The 21,933-nt window shown below is 62.9% G+C and carries 19 protein-coding genes; 5 read left to right on the top strand and 14 right to left on the bottom strand.

The window, feature by feature from the left end:
* Positions 1–189: 189 nt before the first annotated feature.
* Positions 190–2,241 carry a methionine--tRNA ligase gene (gene metG / locus PFEN_RS13960; RefSeq protein WP_191487396.1) on the bottom strand — a complete coding sequence of 684 codons (2,052 nt, stop codon included), beginning with the start codon at positions 2,239–2,241 and terminating at the stop codon, positions 190–192.
* A gap of 339 nt (positions 2,242–2,580) precedes the next feature.
* Here metG and apbC point away from each other — a divergent pair, with 339 nt between their 5' ends.
* Entirely contained in the window at positions 2,581–3,675 is a 1,095-nt protein-coding gene (apbC, locus tag PFEN_RS13955; protein WP_191487395.1) for an iron-sulfur cluster carrier protein ApbC, read from the top strand.
* Here the strand turns inward: apbC and PFEN_RS13950 are convergent.
* Together PFEN_RS13950 and PFEN_RS13945 are read right to left on the bottom strand one after the other, a co-directional pair.
* Positions 3,582–3,974 carry a hypothetical protein gene (locus PFEN_RS13950; protein WP_191487394.1) on the bottom strand — a complete coding sequence of 131 codons (393 nt, stop codon included), beginning with the start codon at positions 3,972–3,974 and terminating at the stop codon, positions 3,582–3,584. The genes apbC and PFEN_RS13950 overlap by 94 nt on opposite strands.
* A gap of 220 nt (positions 3,975–4,194) precedes the next feature.
* Entirely contained in the window at positions 4,195–4,404 is a 210-nt protein-coding gene (locus tag PFEN_RS13945; protein WP_002554837.1) for a cold-shock protein, read from the bottom strand.
* Between the two features lie 374 nt (positions 4,405–4,778).
* Here PFEN_RS13945 and dcd point away from each other — a divergent pair, with 374 nt between their 5' ends.
* From dcd to PFEN_RS13930, 3 genes are all read left to right on the top strand, one after another.
* Positions 4,779–5,345 (top strand): dCTP deaminase, encoded by a 567-nt coding sequence (dcd, locus tag PFEN_RS13940; RefSeq protein ID WP_191487393.1) that lies wholly within the window; start codon positions 4,779–4,781, stop codon positions 5,343–5,345.
* 107 nt (positions 5,346–5,452) lie between these two features.
* Positions 5,453–5,686, top strand: a complete 234-nt coding sequence (locus tag PFEN_RS13935; RefSeq protein WP_191487392.1) for a hypothetical protein — start codon at positions 5,453–5,455, stop codon at positions 5,684–5,686.
* Positions 5,687–5,814: 128 nt separating this feature from the next.
* Positions 5,815–6,660, top strand: a complete 846-nt coding sequence (locus PFEN_RS13930) for a transporter substrate-binding domain-containing protein (protein ID WP_191487391.1) — start codon at positions 5,815–5,817, stop codon at positions 6,658–6,660.
* A 206-nt stretch (positions 6,661–6,866) separates the two neighbouring features.
* Here the strand turns inward: PFEN_RS13930 and PFEN_RS13925 are convergent, their stop codons facing one another.
* The 6 genes from PFEN_RS13925 to PFEN_RS13900 all read right to left on the bottom strand — a co-directional run bounded on the left by PFEN_RS13925 (position 6,867) and on the right by PFEN_RS13900 (position 13,889).
* Positions 6,867–7,631 (bottom strand): ABC transporter ATP-binding protein, encoded by a 765-nt coding sequence (locus PFEN_RS13925; protein WP_121134233.1) that lies wholly within the window; start codon positions 7,629–7,631, stop codon positions 6,867–6,869.
* Positions 7,632–7,638: 7 nt separating this feature from the next.
* Complete coding sequence (locus PFEN_RS13920; RefSeq protein WP_191487390.1) at positions 7,639–8,757, bottom strand: succinylglutamate desuccinylase/aspartoacylase family protein; 1,119 nt, start codon at positions 8,755–8,757, stop codon at positions 7,639–7,641.
* 11 nt (positions 8,758–8,768) lie between these two features.
* Positions 8,769–9,479 (bottom strand): ABC transporter permease, encoded by a 711-nt coding sequence (locus PFEN_RS13915; RefSeq protein ID WP_191487389.1) that lies wholly within the window; start codon positions 9,477–9,479, stop codon positions 8,769–8,771.
* Positions 9,476–10,204: an ABC transporter permease gene (locus PFEN_RS13910; protein WP_191487388.1), complete on the bottom strand. Its 729-nt coding sequence runs from the start codon at positions 10,202–10,204 to the stop codon at positions 9,476–9,478. The genes PFEN_RS13915 and PFEN_RS13910 overlap by 4 nt, the downstream gene beginning before the upstream one ends.
* Before the next feature lie 58 nt (positions 10,205–10,262).
* Positions 10,263–11,042, bottom strand: coding sequence for a transporter substrate-binding domain-containing protein (locus tag PFEN_RS13905; protein WP_191487387.1), 780 nt, complete (start codon positions 11,040–11,042; stop codon positions 10,263–10,265).
* A gap of 393 nt (positions 11,043–11,435) precedes the next feature.
* A complete protein-coding gene (locus PFEN_RS13900; protein WP_191487386.1) occupies positions 11,436–13,889 on the bottom strand; it encodes a penicillin acylase family protein in 2,454 nt (817 codons plus the stop codon).
* A 217-nt stretch (positions 13,890–14,106) separates the two neighbouring features.
* On the opposite strand from PFEN_RS13900, the gene PFEN_RS13895 reads away from it, so the two are divergent.
* Positions 14,107–14,661 (top strand): cysteine hydrolase family protein, encoded by a 555-nt coding sequence (locus tag PFEN_RS13895; protein ID WP_191487385.1) that lies wholly within the window; start codon positions 14,107–14,109, stop codon positions 14,659–14,661.
* 41 nt (positions 14,662–14,702) lie between these two features.
* Here PFEN_RS13895 and PFEN_RS13890 read toward each other — a convergent pair whose 3' ends face one another.
* From PFEN_RS13890 to PFEN_RS13870, 5 genes are all read right to left on the bottom strand, one after another.
* A complete protein-coding gene (locus tag PFEN_RS13890) occupies positions 14,703–15,800 on the bottom strand; it encodes a DUF1513 domain-containing protein (protein WP_191487493.1) in 1,098 nt (365 codons plus the stop codon).
* Between the two features lie 2 nt (positions 15,801–15,802).
* Complete coding sequence (locus tag PFEN_RS13885; RefSeq protein ID WP_191487384.1) at positions 15,803–16,867, bottom strand: imelysin family protein; 1,065 nt, start codon at positions 16,865–16,867, stop codon at positions 15,803–15,805.
* 26 nt (positions 16,868–16,893) lie between these two features.
* On the bottom strand, positions 16,894–18,315 hold the full coding sequence (locus PFEN_RS13880) for a di-heme oxidoredictase family protein (RefSeq protein WP_191487383.1): 1,422 nt from the start codon (positions 18,313–18,315) through the stop codon (positions 16,894–16,896).
* A gap of 34 nt (positions 18,316–18,349) precedes the next feature.
* Entirely contained in the window at positions 18,350–19,684 is a 1,335-nt protein-coding gene (locus tag PFEN_RS13875) for an imelysin family protein (RefSeq protein ID WP_191487382.1), read from the bottom strand.
* A gap of 111 nt (positions 19,685–19,795) precedes the next feature.
* Positions 19,796–21,847 (bottom strand): putative bifunctional diguanylate cyclase/phosphodiesterase, encoded by a 2,052-nt coding sequence (locus PFEN_RS13870; RefSeq protein WP_191487381.1) that lies wholly within the window; start codon positions 21,845–21,847, stop codon positions 19,796–19,798.
* Positions 21,848–21,933: the final 86 nt, after the last annotated feature.

The following is a 21,933-nucleotide window of genomic DNA, read 5'->3' as shown; positions in this document are numbered from 1 at the left end:
AACAGCCTCGGAATGCTCATTTAGCTGGCTAAACCGCGCTTCCTCGCCTGTTTTTGCCTTGCCTGAGCGCCGCTCGGCGAGTTTTCGTATGAGCCTGGCGAATAGCGCTGATTATCCGGCAAGAAGGGACGGTGTACCAGTTTTGCAGCATCGCGGGCCATGGTTGTCCATGGCCCGCGAGCACCAGGGTTACTTGATCCGCTGGCCGGGCTTGGCGCCGGTGTCCGGGCTCAGCAGGTAGATTTCCTCGCCGCCGGGGCCGGCGGCCATGACCATGCCTTCGGAGATGCCGAAGCGCATTTTCCGTGGTTTGAGGTTGGCGATCATCATGGTCAGGCGGCCTTCCAATTCGGCCGGGTTCGGGTAGGCGCTCTTGATCCCGGAGAACACGTTGCGTTGTTCATCACCGATATCCAGGGTCAGGCGCAGCAGCTTGTCCGCGCCCTCGACGGCTTCGGCCTTGAGAATCAGGGCGACGCGCAGGTCGACGGCGGCGAAGGTGTCGAAGTCGATTTCGGCCGACAGCGGGTCCTTGGCCAGTTCGCCATTGCCCGTGGACGCGGCGGAGCCGGTGTCGGTCTGGCTGGCGGCGAGGTCTTCCTTCGAGGCGTCGGTCATGGCCTGTACTTTCACCGGGTCGATACGGGTCATCAACGGCTTGAACTCGTTCAACTGATGGTTGGCGAGCAGGCTGGCGTGATCGTTCCAGGTCAGCGGCGCGACATTGAGGAACGCCTCGGCATCGGCGGCCAGCAGTGGCAGCACCGGCTTGAGGAAGATGATCAACTGGCGGAACAGGTTGATGCCCACGGCGCAGACGGCCTGAACCTCATCCTGTTTGCCTTCCTGCTTGGCCAGGGACCAGGGCGCCTTGTCGGCGATCCAGGCGTTGGCGCGGTCGGCCAGCCCCATGATTTCGCGCATGGCCCGGGCGAAATCCCGTGCCTCGTAAGCTTCGGCGATGCTCGGGGTGGCGGCCAGGAAGGCCTCGGTCAGTTCCGGCGCGGCGTTGCCGGCCACCAGCACGCCGGCGTTGCCTTTGTGGATAAAACCGGCGCACCGGCTGGCGATATTGACCACCTTGCCCACCAGGTCCGAGTTGACCTTCTGCACGAAGTCTTCCAGGTTCAGGTCGAGGTCGTCGACGCCTTTGCCCAGCTTGGCCGCGTAGTAGTAGCGCAGGTATTCCGGGGACAGGTGGTCCAGGTAGGTGCGGGCCTTGATGAAGGTGCCGCGCGACTTGGACATCTTCTGGCCGTTGACGGTCAGGTAGCCGTGCACGTTGATCCCGGTCGGCTTGCGGTAGCCGGCGCCTTCGAGCATCGCCGGCCAGAACAGGGCGTGGAAGTTGACGATGTCCTTGCCGATGAAGTGGTACAGCTCGGCGCTGGAGTCCTTGCCCCAGAACGCGTCGAAATCCAGTTCCGGACGCCGCGCGCAGAGGTTCTTGAAGCTGGCCATGTAGCCGATCGGCGCGTCCAGCCAGACATAGAAATACTTGCCCGGCTCATCCGGGATCTCGAAGCCGAAATATGGCGCATCGCGGGAGATGTCCCACTCTTGCAAGCCGGAATCCAGCCATTCGGCGATCTTGTTCGCCACGGCGTCCTGCAGGGTGCCGCTGCGGGTCCAGGTTTGCAGCATGGCCTGGAAGTCCGGGAGCTTGAAGAAGAAATGCTGGGAGTCCTTGAGCACTGGCGTCGCCCCGGAAATCGCCGATTTCGGGTTTTTCAGGTCGGTCGGTGCGTAGGTGGCGCCGCATTTCTCGCAGTTGTCGCCGTACTGGTCTTCGGTACCGCATTTCGGGCAGGTGCCCTTGATGAAGCGGTCGGCCAGGAACATCTGCTTTTCCGGGTCGAAATACTGGGTGATCGAGCGCGTGGCGATATGCCCGGCATCGCGCAGGCGGCGATAGATCAGGCTCGACAGTTCGCGGTTTTCCTCGGCGTGGGTCGAGTGAAAGTTATCGAACTCGACCAGGAAGTCGGCGAAGTCGCCGCTGTGCTCGAGCTGGACGTTGGCGATCAACTGTTCCGGGGTGATGCCTTCCTTCTCGGCGCGCAACATGATGGCCGAGCCATGGGCGTCGTCAGCGCAGACATAGATGCATTGGTTGCCGCGGTGCTTCTGGAAGCGCACCCACATGTCCGTCTGGACATACTCGACCATGTGGCCAAGGTGAATGGAACCATTGGCATAGGGCAGGGCGCTGGTGACGAGGATCTGGCGTGGCTCGGACATGGGGCTCGGCTACTTGAAGTGAAACGGAGATCGGCCACTATAAAGCCCCGGCGCACATAATTCACCCCTTGCAGCCTTGCCCGGAGATTGTTCCGCCCGGGGGATTTGAAACCTGGCGCGGTTTTGTGGCGAGCGGGCTTGCCCGCGTTCGACTGCGCAGCCGTCGTAAAACCTGTGCACTCGGCCTGCCTGAGACACCGCGTGTGCTGGTTTCAGGGGCGCTTCGCACCCCAACGCGGGCAAGCCCGCTCGCCACAAATGATTGTCTGGCATGTCTCTGCGCTCCAGAACAGTTACGATAGCTGTCTGTTTTACTCAGTCTTTTTTCGGGAGTTGCCCATGAGCGCAGTCAATCGCGCAGCGGTGGAGGCCGTCCTTCGCCAGTACACCGACCCTTATCTGAACCAGGACCCGGTCAGCGCCGGCTGCGTGCGGGCCATTGATATCCAGGGCGATCGCGTGACGGTCCGGCTGGAGCTGGGCTATGCCGCCGGGCTGTTCAAGAGCGGCTGGGCGCAGGTGTTGCAGACGGCCGTTGAGGGTCTCGACGGCGTGGCCTCGGCCAAGGTCGAGATCGACTGTGTGATTGCCGCGCACAAGGCCCAGGCGCAGATCTCGGGCCTGGCCAACGTGAAGAATGTGGTGGCGGTGGCCTCCGGCAAGGGCGGGGTGGGCAAGTCCACCACGGCGGCGAACCTGGCGCTGGCGCTGGCCCGCGAAGGCGCCCGGGTCGGGATTCTCGACGCCGATATCTACGGGCCGAGCCAGGGCATCATGTTCGGTGTCGCCGAGGGTACGCGGCCGAAGATCAAGGATCAGAAGTGGTTCGTGCCGATCGAGTCCCATGGCGTGGAAGTGATGTCCATGGCCTTCCTGACCGATGACAACACGCCGATGGTCTGGCGCGGCCCGATGGTTTCCGGGGCTTTGCTGCAACTGGTGACCCAGACCGATTGGGGCAACCTGGACTATCTGGTGATCGATATGCCGCCGGGCACCGGCGATATCCAGTTGACCCTGGCACAGAAGGTTCCGGTGGCCGGCGCGGTGATCGTCACTACCCCGCAGGACCTGGCCTTGCTCGATGCGCGCAAGGGCGTGGAGATGTTCCGCAAGGTGAATATCCCGGTGTTGGGCGTGGTGGAAAACATGGCGGTGCACATCTGCTCCAACTGTGGCCATGCCGAGCATCTGTTCGGTGAAGGCGGCGGTGAGAAGCTGGCGAGCCAGTATGGCGTCGAGTTGCTGGCTTCGCTGCCGCTGTCGATGCTGATCCGTGAGCAGGCCGATGGTGGCAAGCCGACGGTGATCGCCGAGCCGGACAGCCAGATCGCCATGGTCTACCAGGAGCTGGCGCGGCACGTGGGCGCGCGGATCGTGTTGCAGGAAGCGGTCAGCCAGGCGATGCCGAATATCACCGTCAGCGACGATTGATACCTGTGGTCGGGCGCGCGGATCGTGTTGCAGGAAGCGGTCAGCCAGGCGATGCCGAATATCACCGTCAGCGACGATTGATACCTGTGGTCGGGCGCGCGGATCGTGTTGCAGGAAGCGGTCAGCCAGGCGATGCCGAATATCACCGTCAGCGACGATTGATACCTGTGGTCGGGCGCGCGGATCGTGTTGCAGGAAGCGGTCAGCCAGGCGATGCCGAATATCACCATCAGCGACGATTGATACCTGGTGGTCGGGCGCGGGCTTGTGTGGTGAGCGGGCTTGTCGGAACGCCGCACGCCGCGCTCGGCTGCGAAGCAGTCGTAAACCGATCATCTCGACCTGCCTGACAGGACGACTCGGCTGGTTTCAGGGGGGGGGGGCTTCGCACCCCCGGCGCGGGCAAGCCCGCTCGCCACAGGGGGCGCCAGGCTTCAGTTGGGGGCGGCCCATACAAAACACCCGGGCACAAAAAAGCCCCGCTTTTGAGGGCGGGGCTTTTTACTGGATCAGTACAAGTTAGATAACTTGAACTTCTTCAGCTTGCATGCCTTTCTGACCGCGGGTAGCGATGAAAGAAACCTGTTGGCCTTCTTTCAGGCTTTTGAAGCCGTCGGATTGGATTGCTTTGAAGTGTACGAACAGATCGTCACCGGATTGTGGGGTGATGAAGCCGAAGCCTTTTTCATCGTTGAACCACTTAACGGTACCGGTTTGGCGATTAGACATTTGATGTCTCCTTGGACAAAGTTAACTGCGACTCAGGAAAAGCCCTGGCCGAGACTGAGTGCAAAGAGCAGGAAAAATTCTTGGAGATGGTTGGATCGAAATTCAACATCGTGTAGAGATTCTCAGTGACACAAGCAGCACAGTGGCGCCACCTTACCCCACTTTCCGAGACGTGCCAATGGTCTTCTCCAAGGTTTCGTCTATTTCGTGACTGACGGCGTCACGCCAGGCCGTCGGCGCGGCTCAAGTGGCCGATTTGTCAGGCCTGTATACCCGGACATCGCGAGAAAAGCCGTCGACGCTTTAACCCGGCGGCGCGCCCCGGTAAGATGCCGGACAGAATTTCTCCACCTCGTTATATCAGGACACCCGCCATGAGCATCAAATCGGACAAGTGGATTCGCCGCATGGCGCAAGAGCACGGCATGATCGAGCCCTTCGTCGAGCGCCAGGTGCGTGGCGAAGCCGCCAACCGGGTGATCTCCTTCGGTGTCTCGAGCTATGGCTACGATGTGCGCTGCGCCGATGAATTCAAGGTGTTCACCAACATCAATTCGGCGACCGTCGATCCGAAGAACTTCGACGCGGGCAGCTTCGTCGACGTCAAGAGCGACGTCTGCATCATTCCGCCGAACTCCTTCGCCCTGGCCCGCACCGTCGAGTACTTCCGTATTCCGCGCAACGTGCTGACCATCTGCCTGGGCAAAAGCACCTACGCCCGTTGCGGGATCATCGTCAATGTCACGCCGCTGGAGCCGGAATGGGAAGGCCACGTGACCCTGGAGTTCTCCAACACCACCACGCTGCCGGCGAAGATCTATGCCAACGAAGGCGTGGCGCAGATGTTGTTCCTGGAGTCCGATGAGGAATGCGAAGTGTCCTATAAGGACCGTGGCGGCAAGTATCAGGGCCAGCGTGGCGTGACCCTGCCGCGTACCTGACGATTGGTGCGCTGAAACAGGGAATTCCTCGGCGCACGGCTACTCTATTGAGGGCACCGTCCCGGTTTGTGCACGACGAACCGGGTTTCAACGCTCAGGAGTAGCCCATGAAGATCGATCCACGTATCAGCGACCAACTGGCGAGGCTGGAGCCCAATCAAGTGGGCCTGCTGGCCTGGTCGTTGCTGGCGCACCCGCAGGACCTGACTGGCGCTATTCCGGGTATCCCGGGGCAGCCCGATCCCGACACGCCGCAACCCGGCGAGCCAGATCATCCGGCGCACCCGGACGAACCTGGCGAACCGCTTCTTCCTGATGAAACCCCCTCTCCCATGGCCTGATGCCGATTGTGTCGTCGCGAATGCGTACCGTGTAGGAGCGTCGACCGGCTGCTCCTGCAATGGGTTAGCGGTTAATCTTGAGCGGTGTGCTTGTCGCGCACGCATGGACTCAGACAAAAGGGCCGCTCATGATGTTTACCATTCCCGCGTATTTTTCCCGCGCGCTGTTCGCCGGGTTGTTGCTGACCGGCACCGCCATTGCCGCGCCACAGCCGCTGACCGATAGCGCGGCTACCCAGCAGGAAGCCAGCAACAACCGACTCGACCGGATCGTCCAGCAGGGCGTGTTGCGCGTCGGTACCACAGGTGATTACAAACCGTTCAGCTACAGGAATGCGGACGCTTTCATCGGCCTGGATATCGAGCTGGCCGAAGGGCTGGCGGCCTCCCTGGGGGTGAAGCTGGAGCTGGTGCCGACTACCTGGCCGACGCTGATGGGCGATCTGCAGGCCGACAAGTTCGACCTGGCAATCAGCGGGATCTCGGTGAACATGGAGCGCCAGAAGCTGGCGTTTTTCTCGCAGCCGTACCAGCGCGACGGCAAGACCCCGATCACCCTCTGTTCAAGGCAGCAGGACTTCCAGACCCTGGCCCAGATCGACCGCCCGGACGTCCGGGCCATCGTCAATCCCGGTGGCACCAATGAGAAGTTCGCCCGGGCCAATCTCAAGCACGCGCAGATCCTGGTGCATGGGGATAACGTGACGATTTTCCAGCAGATTGTCGATGGCAAGGCCGACCTGATGATGACCGACGCGGTGGAAACCCGGGTGCAGCAGAAGCTGCATCCGCAGCTGTGTGCGGTACACCCGGAGCAGCCGTTCGACTTCTCCGAGAAGGCCGTGTTGCTGCCCCGTGACGTGGTGCTCAAGCAGTATGTCGACCAGTGGCTGCACCAGGACATGGAAAGCGGCCGCTTTGCCAGGCGCCTGGAGACGTGGCTGGCCTACCCATGGCCGGCGGCGCATGGTTGAGTGCGCGATACGGTCGTAAGTCTGCATCGACCTTGCGCACGCTTTCGCGGGCAAGCCCTGCTCCTACAGTGCGTTGTCGTTCAGCGATTTTGTGTACGACACAACTCTGTAGGAGCAGGGCTTGCCCGCGAAGCCTTTAGCCGGCTTGCAGCCCCCTTCGCCGGCAAGCCGGCTCCTGCAGGTTCTATGGGGTGTTAGAGGGCGGGTTACTTGAGGTTGCCGCTGAGGAACTGACGCAACCGCTCACTCTGCGGATTGCCCAGCACATCGTCCGGCGCGCCCTGTTCTTCCACCAGGCCCTGGTGCAGGAACAGTACCTGGCTCGAGACCTTGCGGGCGAAGCTCATCTCGTGGGTCACCATGATCATGGTCCGGCCTTCTTCGGCCAGCCCCTGGATCACCTTGAGCACCTCGCCCACCAGTTCCGGGTCGAGGGCCGAGGTCGGTTCGTCGAACAGCATCACTTCCGGTTCCATCGCCAGCGCCCGGGCAATCGCCACGCGCTGCTGCTGGCCGCCAGAGAGAAACGCCGGATACTGTCCGGCCACCCGCGCCGGCAGGCCGACTTTTTCCAGGTAGCGGTGGGCACGTTCCTCGGCGTCTTTCTTGCTCACCCCCAGTACCCGGCGCGGGGCCATGGTGATGTTTTCCAGCACGCTCATGTGGCTCCACAGGTTGAAGTGCTGGAACACCATGGCCAGGCGGGTACGCAGGCGCTGCAACTCGGCGTCGTCGGCGACGCGCATGCCATGCTTGTCGCTGACCATGCGGATTGCCTGGCCATCGAGGCTCATGGCGCCGTCATTGGGCGTTTCGAGGAAGTTGATGCAGCGCAGGAAGGTGCTCTTGCCCGAGCCGCTGGCGCCGATCAGGCTGATCACATCGCCAGTCTTGGCCTTGAGCGAGACGCCCTTGAGCACCTGATGTTCGCCATAGCTCTTGTGCAGGCCTTCAATGGTCAGTTTGTACATGGGCACCTCAAGGAGAAAGTAGATAGCCGCTGCGATAGGCTTCGCGGCCAGCGACATGGGCAATCACCATGCCGGCGCTGGCCATGCGGCGCAGCGAACGGGCGTAGAGCAGGCCCGCCGTGCTGCAATGAACTGGGGTGACGCTGTCGTTCAGCGGGTCGATGATTTCGGCGATCAACTGTCCGGCGTCCAGGTATTGCCCTGGCACCGCGCAGAACACCAGCAGGCCGCCCACCGGTGTGCTCACCGGTTCGACACCGGCCAGCGGCGTTGCCGGGTACGGCAGTTGCGGCAAGGGCGCGGGTTCGCCGGCGATGGCGCCGAAGTGCGTCAGGTAATCAAGGATCGCCTGGCAGTCGCGACGTGCCTGTGGGTGGTTCACATCGCCCTGGCCACGTAGTTCCACGGTCACCGAGAAGCTGCCCTGGGGAATCGCGAAACGCTCGCCAAAGCGTTCTCGCAGGTCCCACCAGAGCAACGTGAAGCATTCGTCGAACGACTGACCGCCGGAGTCGGTCGCCAGCAGGCTGGCTTGCGAGCCGATGTAGCGGGCCAGCGGTTCCACCCGCGGCCAGGCTTCGGGCGTGGTGTACAGATGGGCCACGGCTTCGAAATCGCAATGCAGGTCCAGCACCATATCCGCATCGCAGGCCAGCCGTTGCAACGCCAGGCGCTGGGATTGCAACTGGGTTGCGGGCACCTCCGCGGCCAGGGCGGTCTTGAGTTGGCGGCGGATCAGTCGCAGGTTGTGCAGCGGATCGTCGCTGAGCTGATCTTCAATCTGCTGACCGATCTCGTCGCTGAGGTCGATGAACCAGCGATTGAAGTTCTGCCCGCTCTCCAGCTCGTAACGACCCAGCGGCACATCCATCAGCACCTGTTCCAGGCCGATCGGGTTGGCCACTGGCACCAGCACGATTTCGCTGCGCAGGGCGCCGGCCTGTTCCAGCTCGGCCAGGCGCTGCTTGAGATGCCAGGCCACCAGCATGCCAGGCAGTTCGTCGGCGTGCAGGGATGACTGGATATAGATCTTGCCCGTGGCCTGCTCCGGGCCGAAATGAAAGCTGTGGATCTGCCGGGCGGTACCCGGCAGGGGAGCCAGCAGCTCGTGAGTCAGATGACGCATGCTCGAGGGTCCTAGTGGGCAGGGCCGAGAAAGGCCAGCCAGCGGCGCTCGGCCAGACGGAACAGGCCGACCAGGGTGAAGGTGATCGTCAGGTAGATCACGGCGGCGATACCGAACGACTGGAAGGTCATGTAGGTCGCCGAGTTGGCGTCCCGGGCGATTTTCAGGATGTCCGGGATGGTCGCGGTGAAGGCCACGGTGGTGGAGTGCAGCATCAGGATCACTTCGTTGCTGTAATAGGGCAACGAACGGCGCAGGGCCGAGGGCATGATCACATAAGCGTAGAGCTTCCAGCCGCTCAGACCATAGGCCTTGGCCGCCTCGACTTCACCGTGGTTCATGCTGCGGATCGCCCCGGCAAAGATCTCCGTGGTGTAGGCGCAGGTGTTCAGGGCGAAGGCCAGGATGGTGCAGTTCATCGCATCGCGGAAGAAGGCGTTCAGCAGCGGCTGGTTGCGCACCGCTTCCAGGCTGTAGATCCCGGTGTAGCAGATCAGCAGCTGGATATACAGCGGCGTGCCGCGAAACAGGTAGGTGTAGAACTCCACTGGCCAGCGGATGCGGCGCTTGGGCGAGACCCGGGCGATGGACAGTGGAATCGACACCAGGAAACCGATGAAGATCGAGGCGCTGAGCAGCCACAGGGTCATGGCCAGGCCGGTGATGTGCTGGCCGTCGCTGTAGAGGAACGGTCGCCAGTATTGCTGCAGGAGTTCAATCATCGCACGGCCTCCCGGGCGCCCGCGGCATAGCGGCGTTCCAGCCAGCGCAGGACATAGTTCGAAGCGCTGGTAATGAGCAGGTAGATCAAGGCGGCGAGTACCAGGAAGTAAAACAGTTGATAGGTGCTCTTGCCCGCGTCCTGGGCCGCCTTGACCAGGTCGGCCAGGCCGATGATCGAGACCAGCGCGGTGGCCTTGAGGATCACCATCCAGTTGTTGCCGATCCCCGGCAGGGCGAAGCGCATCATTTGCGGAAAGGTCACGAAGCGGAACCGCTGGGCCCGGGTCAGGCCATAGGCGGTGGCGGCTTCGAGCTGTCCGCGCGGCACGGCGAGAATCGCGCCGCGAAAGGTTTCGGTGAAATAGGCACCGTAGATAAAGCCCAGGGTGATGACCCCGGCGGCAAACGGGTCAATCTCGATGTAGTCCCAGTCCATGGCATCGGTCAGGGTCGAGAGCCAGGTTTGCAGGCTGTAGAAAATCAGCAGCATCAGCACCAGGTCGGGTACCCCGCGAATCAGCGTGGTGTAGAGCTGGGCCGGAATGCGCAACAGGCTGATGCTGGATAATTTGGCACTGGCGCCGAGCAGGCCCAGCAGCACGCTGACCAGCAGCGACAAGATGGATAATTTGACGGTCATCCAGGTGCCTTCCAGCAGGATCGGGCCAAAGCCCTTCAGGCTGAAGGCTGAAAGCCCCAGAATTTGCAGGAGGTTGTCGAACATGAAAAATCAGACCTTTGGCAGTCGAAAAGGCGCCCCTCGGGCGAGGGGCGCCTGGGGATCACTTTCCGCTGTACAGGTTCAGATCGCCAAAGTGTTTCTTCTGGATTTCGGTGTACTTGCCATCTTTGTGTAACGCTTCGATACCTTTATCCAACAGGGCTTTCAGGTCTTTGTTACCTTTTTTGATACCGACCGCGGTTTTGGCTGGCAGCAGCGGATCGTTGATCGGCTTGCTGACTTCATAGCCGGCGCCCGCTGGCGACTTCAGGAAGCCCAGTTCGGCTTGCAGCATATCCTGCACCGAAGCGTCGAGGCGGCCGGAGGTCAGGTCGGCGTAAACCTGGTCCTGGTTGGCGTAGGCCTTGGTGGTCACGCCAGCCTTGTCCAGTACAGCCTTGGCGTAGGCTTCCTGAATGGTGCCTTGCTCGTAGCCCACGGTTTTGCCCTTGAGGGACTCAGGCGTGGAGAAGTTCGCACCCTTTTTGAACACCAGGGAAGTCGGGCCGGAGAACAGCTCGTTGGAGAAGTCGATGGCTTTCTCGCGGGCTTCGGTCACGGTCATCGACGAAATCACGCCGTCGAACTTGTTGGCGTTGAGGCCCGGAATCATGCCGTCGAAATCACTTTCGACCCATTTGCACTTGACCTTAAGCTCGGCGCAGATGGCGTTGCCCAGGTCGATGTCGAAGCCGACCAGGCTGCCGTCCGCGGCCTTGGATTCGAATGGCGCGTAGGACGGATCGACGCCGAAGCGCAGTTCCTTGTATTCCTTGGCCAGAGCGGAACCGGCGGCCATGCAGAGAGCCAGTGCAGAAAGGGTCAGCAATGCTTTTTTCATTATTTATTCCCTAAAAACCAATATGGGCGCTTGTGGCGCACTGAGTACTGTTACTGGAACGCGTATGACTCGATAAAAGTAGCAATTTCCGAACCAGAGTGACGAACAAGCGTTTTAAAAGGCGGAAATATGGCTACGAGCCAGCCAATGATGCCCGAATTTGGGCATTGAAAAATAGATGCACAAAATCGGGGCGTTCGTGAATGAGAAAAGGCTGCGGTCAGGTGTCGGCGCTGTAACGCAGGTTATTGATGTCGGAGCAGACGGTCGACGCTCGATTGCTTGCGAAGGACGTCAACGATAACGCGGTGCAACTGGAGGCACGTGGTGCCCTTGCGTTCATCGCGAGCAATCGAGCGTCGACCGGCTGCTCCTACAGTAGTGTGTACGGGGTTACTTACCGGGTACCAGGGTTAATCGGGTGGTGCCGTAAGCCTTGTCGAAGTTCTGCTGCTGCATCGGGAAGCTGACGTACTGCGCCTTCAACCAGCCGTCGATACCGCTGGCGTAGCTCGGGCTGGCCGGGTTGCCGGACTGCCCGGGGCTCTGCTGGCCGCTCATCGGTTCGCTCTGGCCGAAGTCGACAATCAGGCGCACCCCCGGCACCTGGATGACGTCGAAGTTCGACTCGCCCCAGGCATAGGCCGAGGTGTTCAGCGTGGTGTGGTCGCCGCCGGCCTGGATCAGTCCGCGAATGACCTGGCCCGCGCCGTTCTTCCAGCTATAACGGTGCAGCGCGCCCCATTGCCAGGCCTTGTGATCGGTGCCCAGCAAGCTGTCGCCGGCGCTGATTGCCGCCGCCAGGCTGCGGGCCAGGATCGCCGGTTTGTCTTCTTTCAGTGGCGTGCGGCTGTCATCCCAGAACGGGCTGTCCTCGCGGCCCAGCAGGTGATCGGCCTGGGCTGAGTAGGACAGCTTGCCGTTGGCGACAAAGGCTTGCCAGACCGGACCGTTCTGCGGGCCAAGCTTGTCGAGGAAAATCTGTTTCATGCTTTCCTGCAGGAACAGCTCATACAGCGCGGCGTCGGCCGACGTCGCGCTGAGCTTGCCGTCGAACGCCAGCAACCGGCTCAGGGCCTCGCGCGCCTTGTTCCGTTCGGCTTCCGGCAGGGCGTCGATGGCCTGTTTGAGCGGTCCGGCCATGCCCGGGGCTTCGAACATTTTCTTCAGCTTGTTGGCGAACGTGGTGCCCTGGTCGTATTGCATGGCGATCATGCTGCGGCTGTCCTGCCTGCCGGCGGCGGCCAGTTCCGCCAGGCGTTCGCCGCGTTCCGGGTAGTACCAGGCGTTGGACAGTTGCATGCCATAGCCGCGCGCCGCCGTGCGCTGGTTGGCGGTGCCCAGCCAGCCCTGGCCCGGGTCCTGGTCGTAGGGGTGGAGCATCGCGTCGGCGTAACCGTCCCAGTCGAAGCGGCTGTCCCAGCCCGGCGAGGGCAACAAGCCTTCGCCTTCGCGGCGGTTGGGGAAGCGTCCGGTGACCTGCCAGCCGATATGGCTGGCGTCGGCGAACACCATGTTCAACGCAATGGCGCGGATTTCCCGGCTGGCATCGGAGGCTTTCTCGGCGCTCTGGGCACGGGACAGGTCGAAGAACGCATCCAGGCTCTTGTCGTCCTTGAATGCTGAGGTCTGCAGGGCCAGGCCGTAGCCGCCGGTCAATGGGCCATTGTCCAGCGCGCTGTTGAGCAACGGGCCATGGCGGGTTTCGAATACCGTCTCGCGGATCGAGCGCTGGCCCTTGATGAAGTAGGTTTCGTTACGCACGATCGCCGGCAACCATTTGCCGTCGGCTTCGTAATAGAGCGCATTGCCCTGGCGCTTGAGTTTTTCCAGGAACAGGTCCTGGTTGTCCCCCGGTACGGCGGCCATGCTCCAGGCCACCTTGCCGTTGAAGCCGGACAACAGCATCGGCAGACCGGCGATCGAGGTGCCGGCGGCCTGGTACTTCGGCGCATGGATCTGCACGTAGTTCCAGGCGGCGGGGGCGCTGGTCGGCTGTTGCAGGTCGGCGGCCAACAGGCTCTTGCCGCTGCGGCTGCGTTGCGGGCCGATGGCCCAGTTGGTCGAGGTGCCGGTACCGAGGATGTTCAGTGCCGCGACTTGCTCGGCGGTCTTGTTCAACGTAGCCAGGCCCGACACCTGGCTCAGGGCGATGCCCTTGAGTTTTTCCGCTTCGGCCAGGGGCAGCGGTTGGTCCGCGGCGGCCGGGGTCAGCCAGGCGAGTTTGTCGACACCGACTTTCTGTGCCAGGACCAGGCTGGAAATTTCTTGCTGCAGGTTGGCCGACAGGTTGAAGTTGAGCAGGCAAAAGATCAGCGCCGAATCTTCCGGCTTCCAGTATTCCGGGTTGTAGCCGCTGCGGGCCAGGTCTGGCGGCAGCTTGTCGCGGTAGCGGAACAGGTAGGCGTTGACGCCGCGGGCATAGACTTCGAAGAAGCGCTTGAGGCGTGGCGACGCAGCGTTGTACAGCTCGCCGGCGCTTTTCTTCAGGTTGACGGCGCGCATGAAGCGGTCGCTGTCCAGCGCGTCCGGGCCGTTCATTTCGGCCAGCCGACCCTGGGCGAGCAGGCGCAGGGTGAGCATCTGGGTGATGCGGTCGCTGGCGTGGACGTAACCGAGGGTGAACAGCGCATCGTGAAAGGTGTTGCTTTCGATCAGCGGCATGCCGAGGCTGTTGCGGCGCACCGAGACATTCTGCGCCAAGCCCTTGAGCGGCTGCACGCCGGAGGTCGGCGGCAGGCTGTCCTGGGTGTTCCAGGCCTGGCAGCCCGTCAGGCCGAGCAGGCCCGCCATGGCGGCGGCAACGCCACATTGCTGAAAAGAGAGGGAAAAGGCTGGCGAGGCCATGGCAAAGCTCCTGCGGGGGTAGCGTCAGTAAAGGCGCTACGTTAGTGAGCGGGAGGAAGGCGCGCAAGACGGCGGGCGGGCTTATTTCAGGTTTTGAGTGATAAATCGGATTTGCCGAGGGCTTGTGATCGCGTGCAATCTGGCCAGCAGAGCAACATCTGCGCCTGCGCCAAGTCTTGCGCGCACTGCATCAGGACCAACAGGGAATGGAATAAACATGCACATTCAGGCAAACGCGGCGTTGATCCTGATCGACCAGCAGCAGGGCATCCTGCATCCCCGCCTGGGACCGCGCAACAATCCCGAGGCGGAGGAACGCATGCTCGAGCTGTTGCGGCACTGGCGCCGGAATGCGCGTCCGGTGGTCCATGTCCAGCACTTGTCGCATTCGCCGGAATCGGTGTTCTGGCCCGGGCAGTCCGGGGTCGAGTTCCAGCAGCGCTTCGCGCCAGGGACGGGGGAGCGGTTGGTGCAGAAGCGGGTGCCGGATGCGTTTTGCGCGACGGGGTTGGCGGACTGGCTGCGCCAGGCAGGTATCGCGCAGTTGGTGATCGTCGGGGTGGCGACTCACAACTCGGTGGAGTCGACGGCGCGCACGGCTGGCAACCTCGGGTTTGAGACCTGGGTGGTGGAGGATGCGTGCTACACCTTCGACAAGGCTGACTACTTCGGCGTGCCGCACAGCGCCCAGGAGGTCCACGCCATGTCCCTGGGCAACCTGCACGGCGAGTATGCGACGGTGGTGTCCAGCGGTGTGGTGCTTGGGGTTTGAGGCGCCTGTCCGCCGGTTGAATACGCTCCTACAGGAGGGCGTCAGGCCAGGTGCAGATGGTTGTCCCACAACCCCGCCGGCAGTTCCAGTGGCTGGGCGATCAAGGTTTTCTGGCGGCAGTCGTAGAAGCGGCAACGACCCTGGCCGGAGGTGACGACGAAGCCGTCCGCCACCGCGCCGACACCCGCGCAGTCCGGCAGCGGCGCATCCAGGCGTAGCGCGGCGCTGTCCAGGTCCCAGATGAAAAAGCGGTTGCCCCGTGGCGCGGTCAGGGCCACCAGGCGCAACTCGCTGTGCACCGCGACGCTGGCGCTGTAGTGCGCCATGGCTTGCAACTGCTGCTCGGCCACCGGGAAGGCGACAAAGGGCTGGCCGGGACGCTTGATCGCCAGCAACTCGGCCGACTCGTGGGCGGGCCCCATGAATTGCTGGCCGGCGACGAGGGTGCCGTCGCTGGCCACGCCCAGGTGACGCACGCTGTTCATCGGCTGGGCCAGGGTCTCCTTGCTCAGCAGCGTGCCATCACGGCGCATCAGCACCAGGCTCGGCTCCATGGCGTCGAGGTTCATCTCCACCCGGCTTTCGGCCTCGGTGCGAATCCCGCCGTTGGCAACAATCAGGGTCTCGCCGTCGGGCATCCACGCCACCTGGTGGGGACCGATGCCGTGGGTGGAAATTTCGCCGCCGTGGACCAGTCGCTCGCCTTCGAAGCGATACACACCGAGCAGGCCACGGCCCGGATCGGTGGTGTCGTTCTCGGTGGCGTACAGCCAGTCGCCGCTCTTGTGGATCACCGCATGCCCATAAAAATGCCGGTTCGGCCGCGAGGCGATGGTCTGCAACAGCCGACCGTCACGCAGGTCGATCAGGTAGCTTTCGGTACCAGGGCGCCGCGCCACGTAGAGTGCCAAGGGATAAGTGGGGTGGTTGATGATGTCGTGACAGCGCTGACCGACCTGGGTAGCGAAGACCCGCCTACCGTCCAGCCGATAGCCCACGGCATAGTGGCGGCCATCGCTGTCGTCGCGGGCGGAGAGCAGCAGCGGACTTTTGTCTTTTTGCCGGAACAGGCTCCAGCCGCCCAACGTCAGCGCGCTGAGCAGGAGGCTGCCGAGGGTCAGGGCCTGGCGTCGCAACATCATCAGTCACCGTCGTTGGCGTTGAAGCCCAGCTGGATCCCCAGCGCCTTGGCCAACTCGCCTTCATGCAGGCGGTGGACGACGTTGAGGCTGTCGTAGAGGTCGTTGAGCTGTTGGCGCCCGGCATCGTCGCCGAGCAGGTCGGTCAGCGAACGCTGGGTGCTGTCGAACAGCTTCAGGGACGCGGCGTAGGCGGCGTCGATCTTGTCCGCCAAGGGTTTCTGCTGCGCCGGCAGCAGGTTGCGCAGGCCCTGGTTGTCGACGCCGACCCAGACGGTTTGGGCGGCGGCCAGGCTGGCGCGCATGCCTGGCAGCGACGACTGGCTGCGCCAGGCATCGGCCTGGAACGGCTGCGGGATGCCCTTGGTCTGCCGGCCCATGGGCGTGCCGAGCTTTTTCTTCAGGGTGTCGAGGGCGGTCACCTGGACGCGCAGTAGATCGGCGATGGCTTCGTGGGCGTCGGCGTAGCGCGGGTTGGGGAACTTGCTCATTTGCGCGAGCATGCCGTCGCTGGTTTCCCAGCGCGAGAGGATTTCTTCGGCGAGGACTTTCTGGCGTTTGCCGATGGCGGTCAGCAGTGGGCAATAGCGGGATTTCTGCGCGCTGTCGGCCAGATCGATCTTGCTGTCGTAGAGGATGTACTCATAGGCCGAGAGCCCCTGGACCACGACACTGGACTTGGCCAGGGCATCGGCGTCGATCCGCGGTTCGGCGCTGAGCAGTTGCTCGACCTGGCGCCCCACCAGGTTCTTCTTGTCCGGCCAGAACTGCACCTGCCAGGAACGATTGCCTTCGGCCAGCGGGCCGATCAGCAGCGGCTGCAATTCGGCCCAGGCTTTCTGGGCGTGGAGGAAGTCGGCGCGGGCGGTGGAAAGGCTTGCCTTGCCTTCGCAGAAGGCCAGGGCGCTGATCGCCAACTGGCGGTCGGCGTCGACCCAACGGCTGTAGGTCGGCAGGATCACCTGCTTGGCGATGGCCGCCGAGGTCAGCGCCTGCGGGTCCTGGGGCGAGCAGGCGCCGAGGGCGAGCGCCGCGAGGCTGGTGAACAACAGTTTGGGGCGGAACATGTCCATGTCCTCTATTTAGACAAATCTTACAAAGAATTCAGGAAGGCCAGTAACGCCGCGCGTTGTTCGGCATCGAACGCCAGCACCCGCTGCTGCGCCGCCTGGGCTTCGCCGCCGTGCCAGAGCACGGCTTCGAGCAGGTTGCGGGCGCGGCCGTCATGTAGGAACTGGGTGTGGCCGCTGACGGTCTGCGTCAGGCCGATGCCCCACAGCGGCGGAGTGCGCCAGTCATTGCCGTTGGCCTGGAACTCGCTGCGCTGGTCGGCGAGGCCGGGGCCCATGTCATGCAGCAGCAGATCGCTGTAGGGCCGGATCACCTGGTTGGCCAACTCGGGTTCGGCGGCCGTGGCCGAGGTGGTGAACTGTGGGGTATGACAGGCCTGGCAACCGGCCTGGTGGAACAGGCTCTTGCCGGCCAGTACCTGCGCCGAACCGACCTCACGCCGCGCGGGTACCGCGAGGTTGCGGGTGTAGAAGGTCACCAGGCGCAGGATGTTGTCGCTGACTTCCGGCTCGCCGTCCGCGCCGCCGCCGTGGGGCGCTTGCAGGCAGTCGGTCTGGCTCGGGGTGCAGTCGTCGAAGGGCCGCAGGCGGGTGGTCAGGCCCATGTCGCTGGAAAACGCGTGGACGTTCTGTTGATTGATGTTCGGTTGCCCAGCCTTCCAGCCAAAGCGACCGAGCACGGTCTTGCGCTGGGTATTGTCCCAGACCCGGTTGGGGCGCCCGTTGACGCCCAGGCGTTGCTGATTCCTGGCGTTGGCCAGAAGGGCTTCTTCGGGAATCGCTTCGAGCAGGCCCAGACCGATCATCGGCGGGGCGATACGCGCGGAAAACAGCGTCTGCGGGTGCATCGGGCCATAGCCCAGTTGGCTGAAGCGCAGTGTCGGCCGGCGCAGTTCGACGGTCGTGCCGTCCTGGAAGCGCATCGGCACGCTTTCATAGTCGACCCGGACCTTGCCTTCCGGGGCGACGCCGGGGATGGCCATGTCCTGCAACTGCCCGCCGTAGAGCGGCTCCGGCACCACGCCCTGGCGTTCGATCAGTTTGGCGTAGATCGGGTTATTGGGAATCGACAGGCGTACCAGCATCGACACCGCGTTATCCGCGCCCGGGGCCGGTGGATGGCCGCGACCGTCCCTGATATGGCAGTTCTGGCAGGCGTTGGTATTGAACAGCGGGCCGAGGCCATCGCGGGCGGTGGTGGTGGCCGGGGCGATCACCCAGGGGCTGCGGAAGAAACTGTTGCCGACGCTGAAGTCCAGGCGCCGTTCTGGCGAAAGGTTGGCCGAAGGTTGCGAGAAGGCATTGCGATCACTTCTGGCGACCGTGGCGCCGCCGCCGGATCGCGCTTCGCCGGGTTCTGCCTGGGTAAAGCGCGGAGCGTCGTCACAGGCGGCCAGGCCAAGGGCCAGGAGCAGCGTCGACAGGCGCAGGGGCAGCGAGGGCATCGGTGTCCAGGGTTGTTGGAAAGACAAGGGCCGATCAGAAATCGTGATCGGCATTGTCCGGGTTCAGGTCGCTGATCCCCAGCTTGGCCGCCGCCTGCTCGATGGAGCCGGTCTGCTTGACCAGCGCCGAGATGGCGTCACGCACGATCTTGTTACCGGTTTCGTTGCCGGCCGCGATCAACTGGTCGTAATGCTCGCCCTTGTTGGCATGGTCGACCATGATCTGGATCTTGGCTTCGGTGGCTTGCAGGTCACTCTTGAGCATCGCATCGGTTGCCGGGTCGGCCTTGGCCACCAGGGCGGACAGGCTCGGGCCGGTCAGCTGGCTGCCGTCGACGCGGGTGTATTCGCCCAGGTAGACGTTGCGAATGCCCTTGGCATCGTAGAAGTGCGAGTTGTGGGTGTTGTCGCTGAAGCAATCCTGCTCGTCTTCCGGCGAGTTGGCTTCCAGCGAAACCTTCATGCGCTCGCCCGCCAGTTCACCGAGGGACAGGCTGCCCATGCCGAAGAGCATTTTACGCAGGCCACTTTCAGCCGGCTCGGCCTCCAGGCTGGCGCGGTAGTTGTCGGCCACATCGGGTTTCCAGTTGCCGACCATTTCCTCCAGGTCGTCGACCAGCAGTTGGGTCACGGCCTTGAGATAGGCCCGCCGCCGATCATTGTGACCACCGGTGGCGCCGGCGCCTTCGAGGTAGTCCGAGGCCGGACGGTTGCCGGCGCCAGGGGCGGTGCCATTGAGGTCCTGGCCCCAGAGCAGGAATTCGATGGCGTGGTAGCCGGTGGCGACGTTGGCTTCGGATCCCCCCAGCTCGTTCAGGCTGGCGAGTTTCTCCGGGGTGATCTCGCTGACATCGACCTTGTCTTCGCCGACCTGGATCTGCGGGTTGGCGATGATGTTGGCGGTCGCGGCCGGGTTGCCCAGCGCAGGTTCGTAGGAGGCGTCGACGTAGTCGATCAGGCCTTCATCCAACGGCCAGGCATTCACCTGACCTTCCCAGTCGTCGATGATGCTGTTGCCGAAGCGGAACACTTCGCTTTGCAGGTACGGCACGCGCGCGGCGATCCAGGCCGCGCGGGCGGCCTTCAGGGTTTCTCCGTTCGGCTTGGCGAGGAAGGCGTCGACAGCGGCTTGCAGGTTCTTCGCGGTGGCTTCGGCATCGCTGAATACGGCGTAGACGATCTCGGTGTAGTGAGCGACCACGGCCTTGGCGGCGGCTTCGTCAACCTTGCCGGCGGCCTCGTCGGCGGACGCTTGGGCGGCGGCGGCCTGGGGGGCTGCCGCGGTTTTTTCCTGGTCCTTGTCGCCACAACCGGCGAGGGCGATGGCAATGGCCAATAGACTGGCGGTGGCCAGAGGCATGCGAATCATGACGAACATCCTGCTTCGAGAGGGGGGATGGGGGCACGGGGCCCGCAAAACCGGCACATAATGCGAAAGATTTGCATTCTATGTAAAGAGCTTAGTGTTTGAAATATTTGGTCACAGGATCGCGGCGTTGCTGCGCTGCGCCTGTTTGAGATACGCGCCCAGTTCCCGGGCTGGCAAGGGCTTGCTGTAGTGGTAACCCTGGCCTTCATGGCAGCCCTCGGAAATGATATAGGCCTCCTGCTCGGCGGTTTCCACGCCTTCGGCGATCACCTGCATGCCCAGGCTCTTGCCCAGTTGGATGATCGCCCGGACGATGGTTGCATCGTCGTCGTCGTCGAGCAGGTCCTGGACGAAGCTCTTGTCGATCTTGATCTTGTCCAGCGGCAGGCTCTTGAGATAGCTCAGCGACGAGTAGCCGGTGCCGAAGTCGTCGATGGCGATCAGTGCGCCGGAGCGGCGCAGGCTCAACAAGTGCTGGGCGGCGGTGCTGATGTCTTCCATCAGGCCGGTTTCGGTGACTTCCAGCTCCAGGCTGCGCTGTGGCAGGCGGTACATCTGCAAGAGGTTGTTGACCACCCGTGGCAGTTCGGCGTGGTGCAACTGGACCGTGGACAGGTTGACCGCCATGCGCAGGTCGCTGAAACCCTGGTCGTGCCATTCGCGCAGTTGGCGGCAGGCCTGATCCAGTACCCACTCGCCGATGGCGATGATGGTGCCGTTCTGCTCGGCCAGTGGAATGAACAGGTCCGGCGGTACCAGGCCGTGTTCCGGGTGTTGCCAGCGGATCAGCGCCTCGACGCCGACCACCCGATGGTCGCGGTAGCTGATCTGCGGCTGGTAGACCAGGTAGAACTGATTGCGGGCGAGGGCTTCGCGCAGGTCTTTTTCCAGTTCGCGGCGGCGGCGCATTTCACTGTCGACACTGGCGATATAGAACTGGTAGCGGTTGCGCGAGCGGGTCTTGGCCAGGGTCATGGTCTGTTCGGCTTTCTGCAGCAGCTTCTCGGTGCTGTCGCCGTCTTCCGGGAACAGGGTGATGCCGATGGTGGCCCGCAGGCGGATCTCCTGGTGATCGAGGGCAAACGCCGCTTCCAGATCGTCGAGGATGCTCTGTGCCAACTCGGCCGCCTCATAGGGTTGTTCGATATCGGCCTGGACCAGGGCGAACTGGTCGCCACCCAGGCGGGCCAGGGCGCCGAGGCGGCCGCTGTGGGCGCGCAGGCGGTCGGCCAGGGCCAGCAGCAACTGGTCGCCGACCTGGTAGCTGAATTGTTCGTTGATGCCCTTGAAGTCGTCCAGGCCGACACACAGGACCGCCACTCGGCGTTGCAGGCGTCCGGCGTCGACCAGGATCTTGTCCAGTTGCTGTTGCAACTGCTGGCGATTGGGCAAGCCGGTGAGAAAGTCATACTGGGCCATGCGCAGCAGGCTGTTTTCCGCTTCGTGACGCAGGTGGGTATTGCGTTCGATGGACGCCAGCAACTGGTTGGCGGTGTTGACCCAGATGCCCAGTTCGTTATTTTCATGGCCCTTGAGCTGGGGCAACTGATGTTCGCTGGGACGATCCGGGTTGACGGTGCTCAGGTGTTCGATGATCCGCGACAGCGGTTTGGTCAGCAGCCAGTGATAAACCAGATAAAGCACCATGCCGAGGAACAGCGCGCGTAGAACGCCGGAGAAAAAGATGATCACCGAGTTGACCAGGAAACCCTGGCCGTAGGTGGCGGTGTCGAGGGTGATGCTCAGGTCGCCGTAATACTCGCTGTAGGGACCGCGACCGACCAGTTGGGTGCTGAAGGTACTTTCCTTGCCGAGGATCGGGTCGGTCAGCCAGCGGCTCGAGGTTTTCTGCAGTTCGCGGGATTTTTCCGCGAGCATCGGCTCATTGGGATGGCCGATGGAGGCCACGCGCACGGCATCGTCCTGGAACAGGCCCTCGATGACCTGCATGCCCATCTCCCGATCAAGGCTGTAGACCGCCTGGGTCGAGGGATCACGGAACATATCGAGAATGCGCTGGGCGTCGCTGGCGACCGCCTGTCGAGTCTTGTAGGCATCAAAGACGATCTGCGCACAGCTCAGTACGACGCCGACGATCAGCGCCGACAGCAGTACGACCCGGAGCAACTTCACCGACAAGCTGTTCTTGAATTCCAGCTTCAAAGGGCTATTCCTTGTTCCGTGCGGATGGCATCAAGTTGCCATGAGTATTGGCAATCCGGCCCGCTCAGTCAAAGGGACAATGCGAA

The sequence above is a fragment of the Pseudomonas sp. FEN genome, from assembly GCF_904067045.1.
Taxonomy (GTDB): domain Bacteria; phylum Pseudomonadota; class Gammaproteobacteria; order Pseudomonadales; family Pseudomonadaceae; genus Aquipseudomonas.
The sequence above is the reverse complement of the archived record's forward strand: the minus strand, read 5'-3'. Positions and strand labels throughout refer to the sequence as shown.

What these genes read in the sequence shown, in the direction of transcription:
- metG (WP_191487396.1), bottom strand. Translation starts at nt 2,241, where the DNA reads ATGTCCGAGCCACGCCAGATCCTCGTCACCAGCGCCCTGCCCTATGCC.
- apbC (WP_191487395.1), top strand. Translation starts at nt 2,581, where the DNA reads ATGAGCGCAGTCAATCGCGCAGCGGTGGAGGCCGTCCTTCGCCAGTAC.
- PFEN_RS13945 (WP_002554837.1), bottom strand. Translation starts at nt 4,404, where the DNA reads ATGTCTAATCGCCAAACCGGTACCGTTAAGTGGTTCAACGATGAAAAA.
- dcd (WP_191487393.1), top strand. Translation starts at nt 4,779, where the DNA reads ATGAGCATCAAATCGGACAAGTGGATTCGCCGCATGGCGCAAGAGCAC.
- PFEN_RS13935 (WP_191487392.1), top strand. Translation starts at nt 5,453, where the DNA reads ATGAAGATCGATCCACGTATCAGCGACCAACTGGCGAGGCTGGAGCCC.
- PFEN_RS13930 (WP_191487391.1), top strand. Translation starts at nt 5,815, where the DNA reads ATGATGTTTACCATTCCCGCGTATTTTTCCCGCGCGCTGTTCGCCGGG.
- PFEN_RS13925 (WP_121134233.1), bottom strand. Translation starts at nt 7,631, where the DNA reads ATGTACAAACTGACCATTGAAGGCCTGCACAAGAGCTATGGCGAACAT.
- PFEN_RS13920 (WP_191487390.1), bottom strand. Translation starts at nt 8,757, where the DNA reads ATGCGTCATCTGACTCACGAGCTGCTGGCTCCCCTGCCGGGTACCGCC.
- PFEN_RS13915 (WP_191487389.1), bottom strand. Translation starts at nt 9,479, where the DNA reads ATGATTGAACTCCTGCAGCAATACTGGCGACCGTTCCTCTACAGCGAC.
- PFEN_RS13910 (WP_191487388.1), bottom strand. Translation starts at nt 10,204, where the DNA reads ATGTTCGACAACCTCCTGCAAATTCTGGGGCTTTCAGCCTTCAGCCTG.
- PFEN_RS13905 (WP_191487387.1), bottom strand. Translation starts at nt 11,042, where the DNA reads ATGAAAAAAGCATTGCTGACCCTTTCTGCACTGGCTCTCTGCATGGCC.
- PFEN_RS13900 (WP_191487386.1), bottom strand. Translation starts at nt 13,889, where the DNA reads ATGGCCTCGCCAGCCTTTTCCCTCTCTTTTCAGCAATGTGGCGTTGCC.
- PFEN_RS13895 (WP_191487385.1), top strand. Translation starts at nt 14,107, where the DNA reads ATGCACATTCAGGCAAACGCGGCGTTGATCCTGATCGACCAGCAGCAG.
- PFEN_RS13890 (WP_191487493.1), bottom strand. Translation starts at nt 15,800, where the DNA reads ATGTTGCGACGCCAGGCCCTGACCCTCGGCAGCCTCCTGCTCAGCGCG.
- PFEN_RS13885 (WP_191487384.1), bottom strand. Translation starts at nt 16,867, where the DNA reads ATGTTCCGCCCCAAACTGTTGTTCACCAGCCTCGCGGCGCTCGCCCTC.
- PFEN_RS13880 (WP_191487383.1), bottom strand. Translation starts at nt 18,315, where the DNA reads ATGCCCTCGCTGCCCCTGCGCCTGTCGACGCTGCTCCTGGCCCTTGGC.
- PFEN_RS13875 (WP_191487382.1), bottom strand. Translation starts at nt 19,684, where the DNA reads ATGATTCGCATGCCTCTGGCCACCGCCAGTCTATTGGCCATTGCCATC.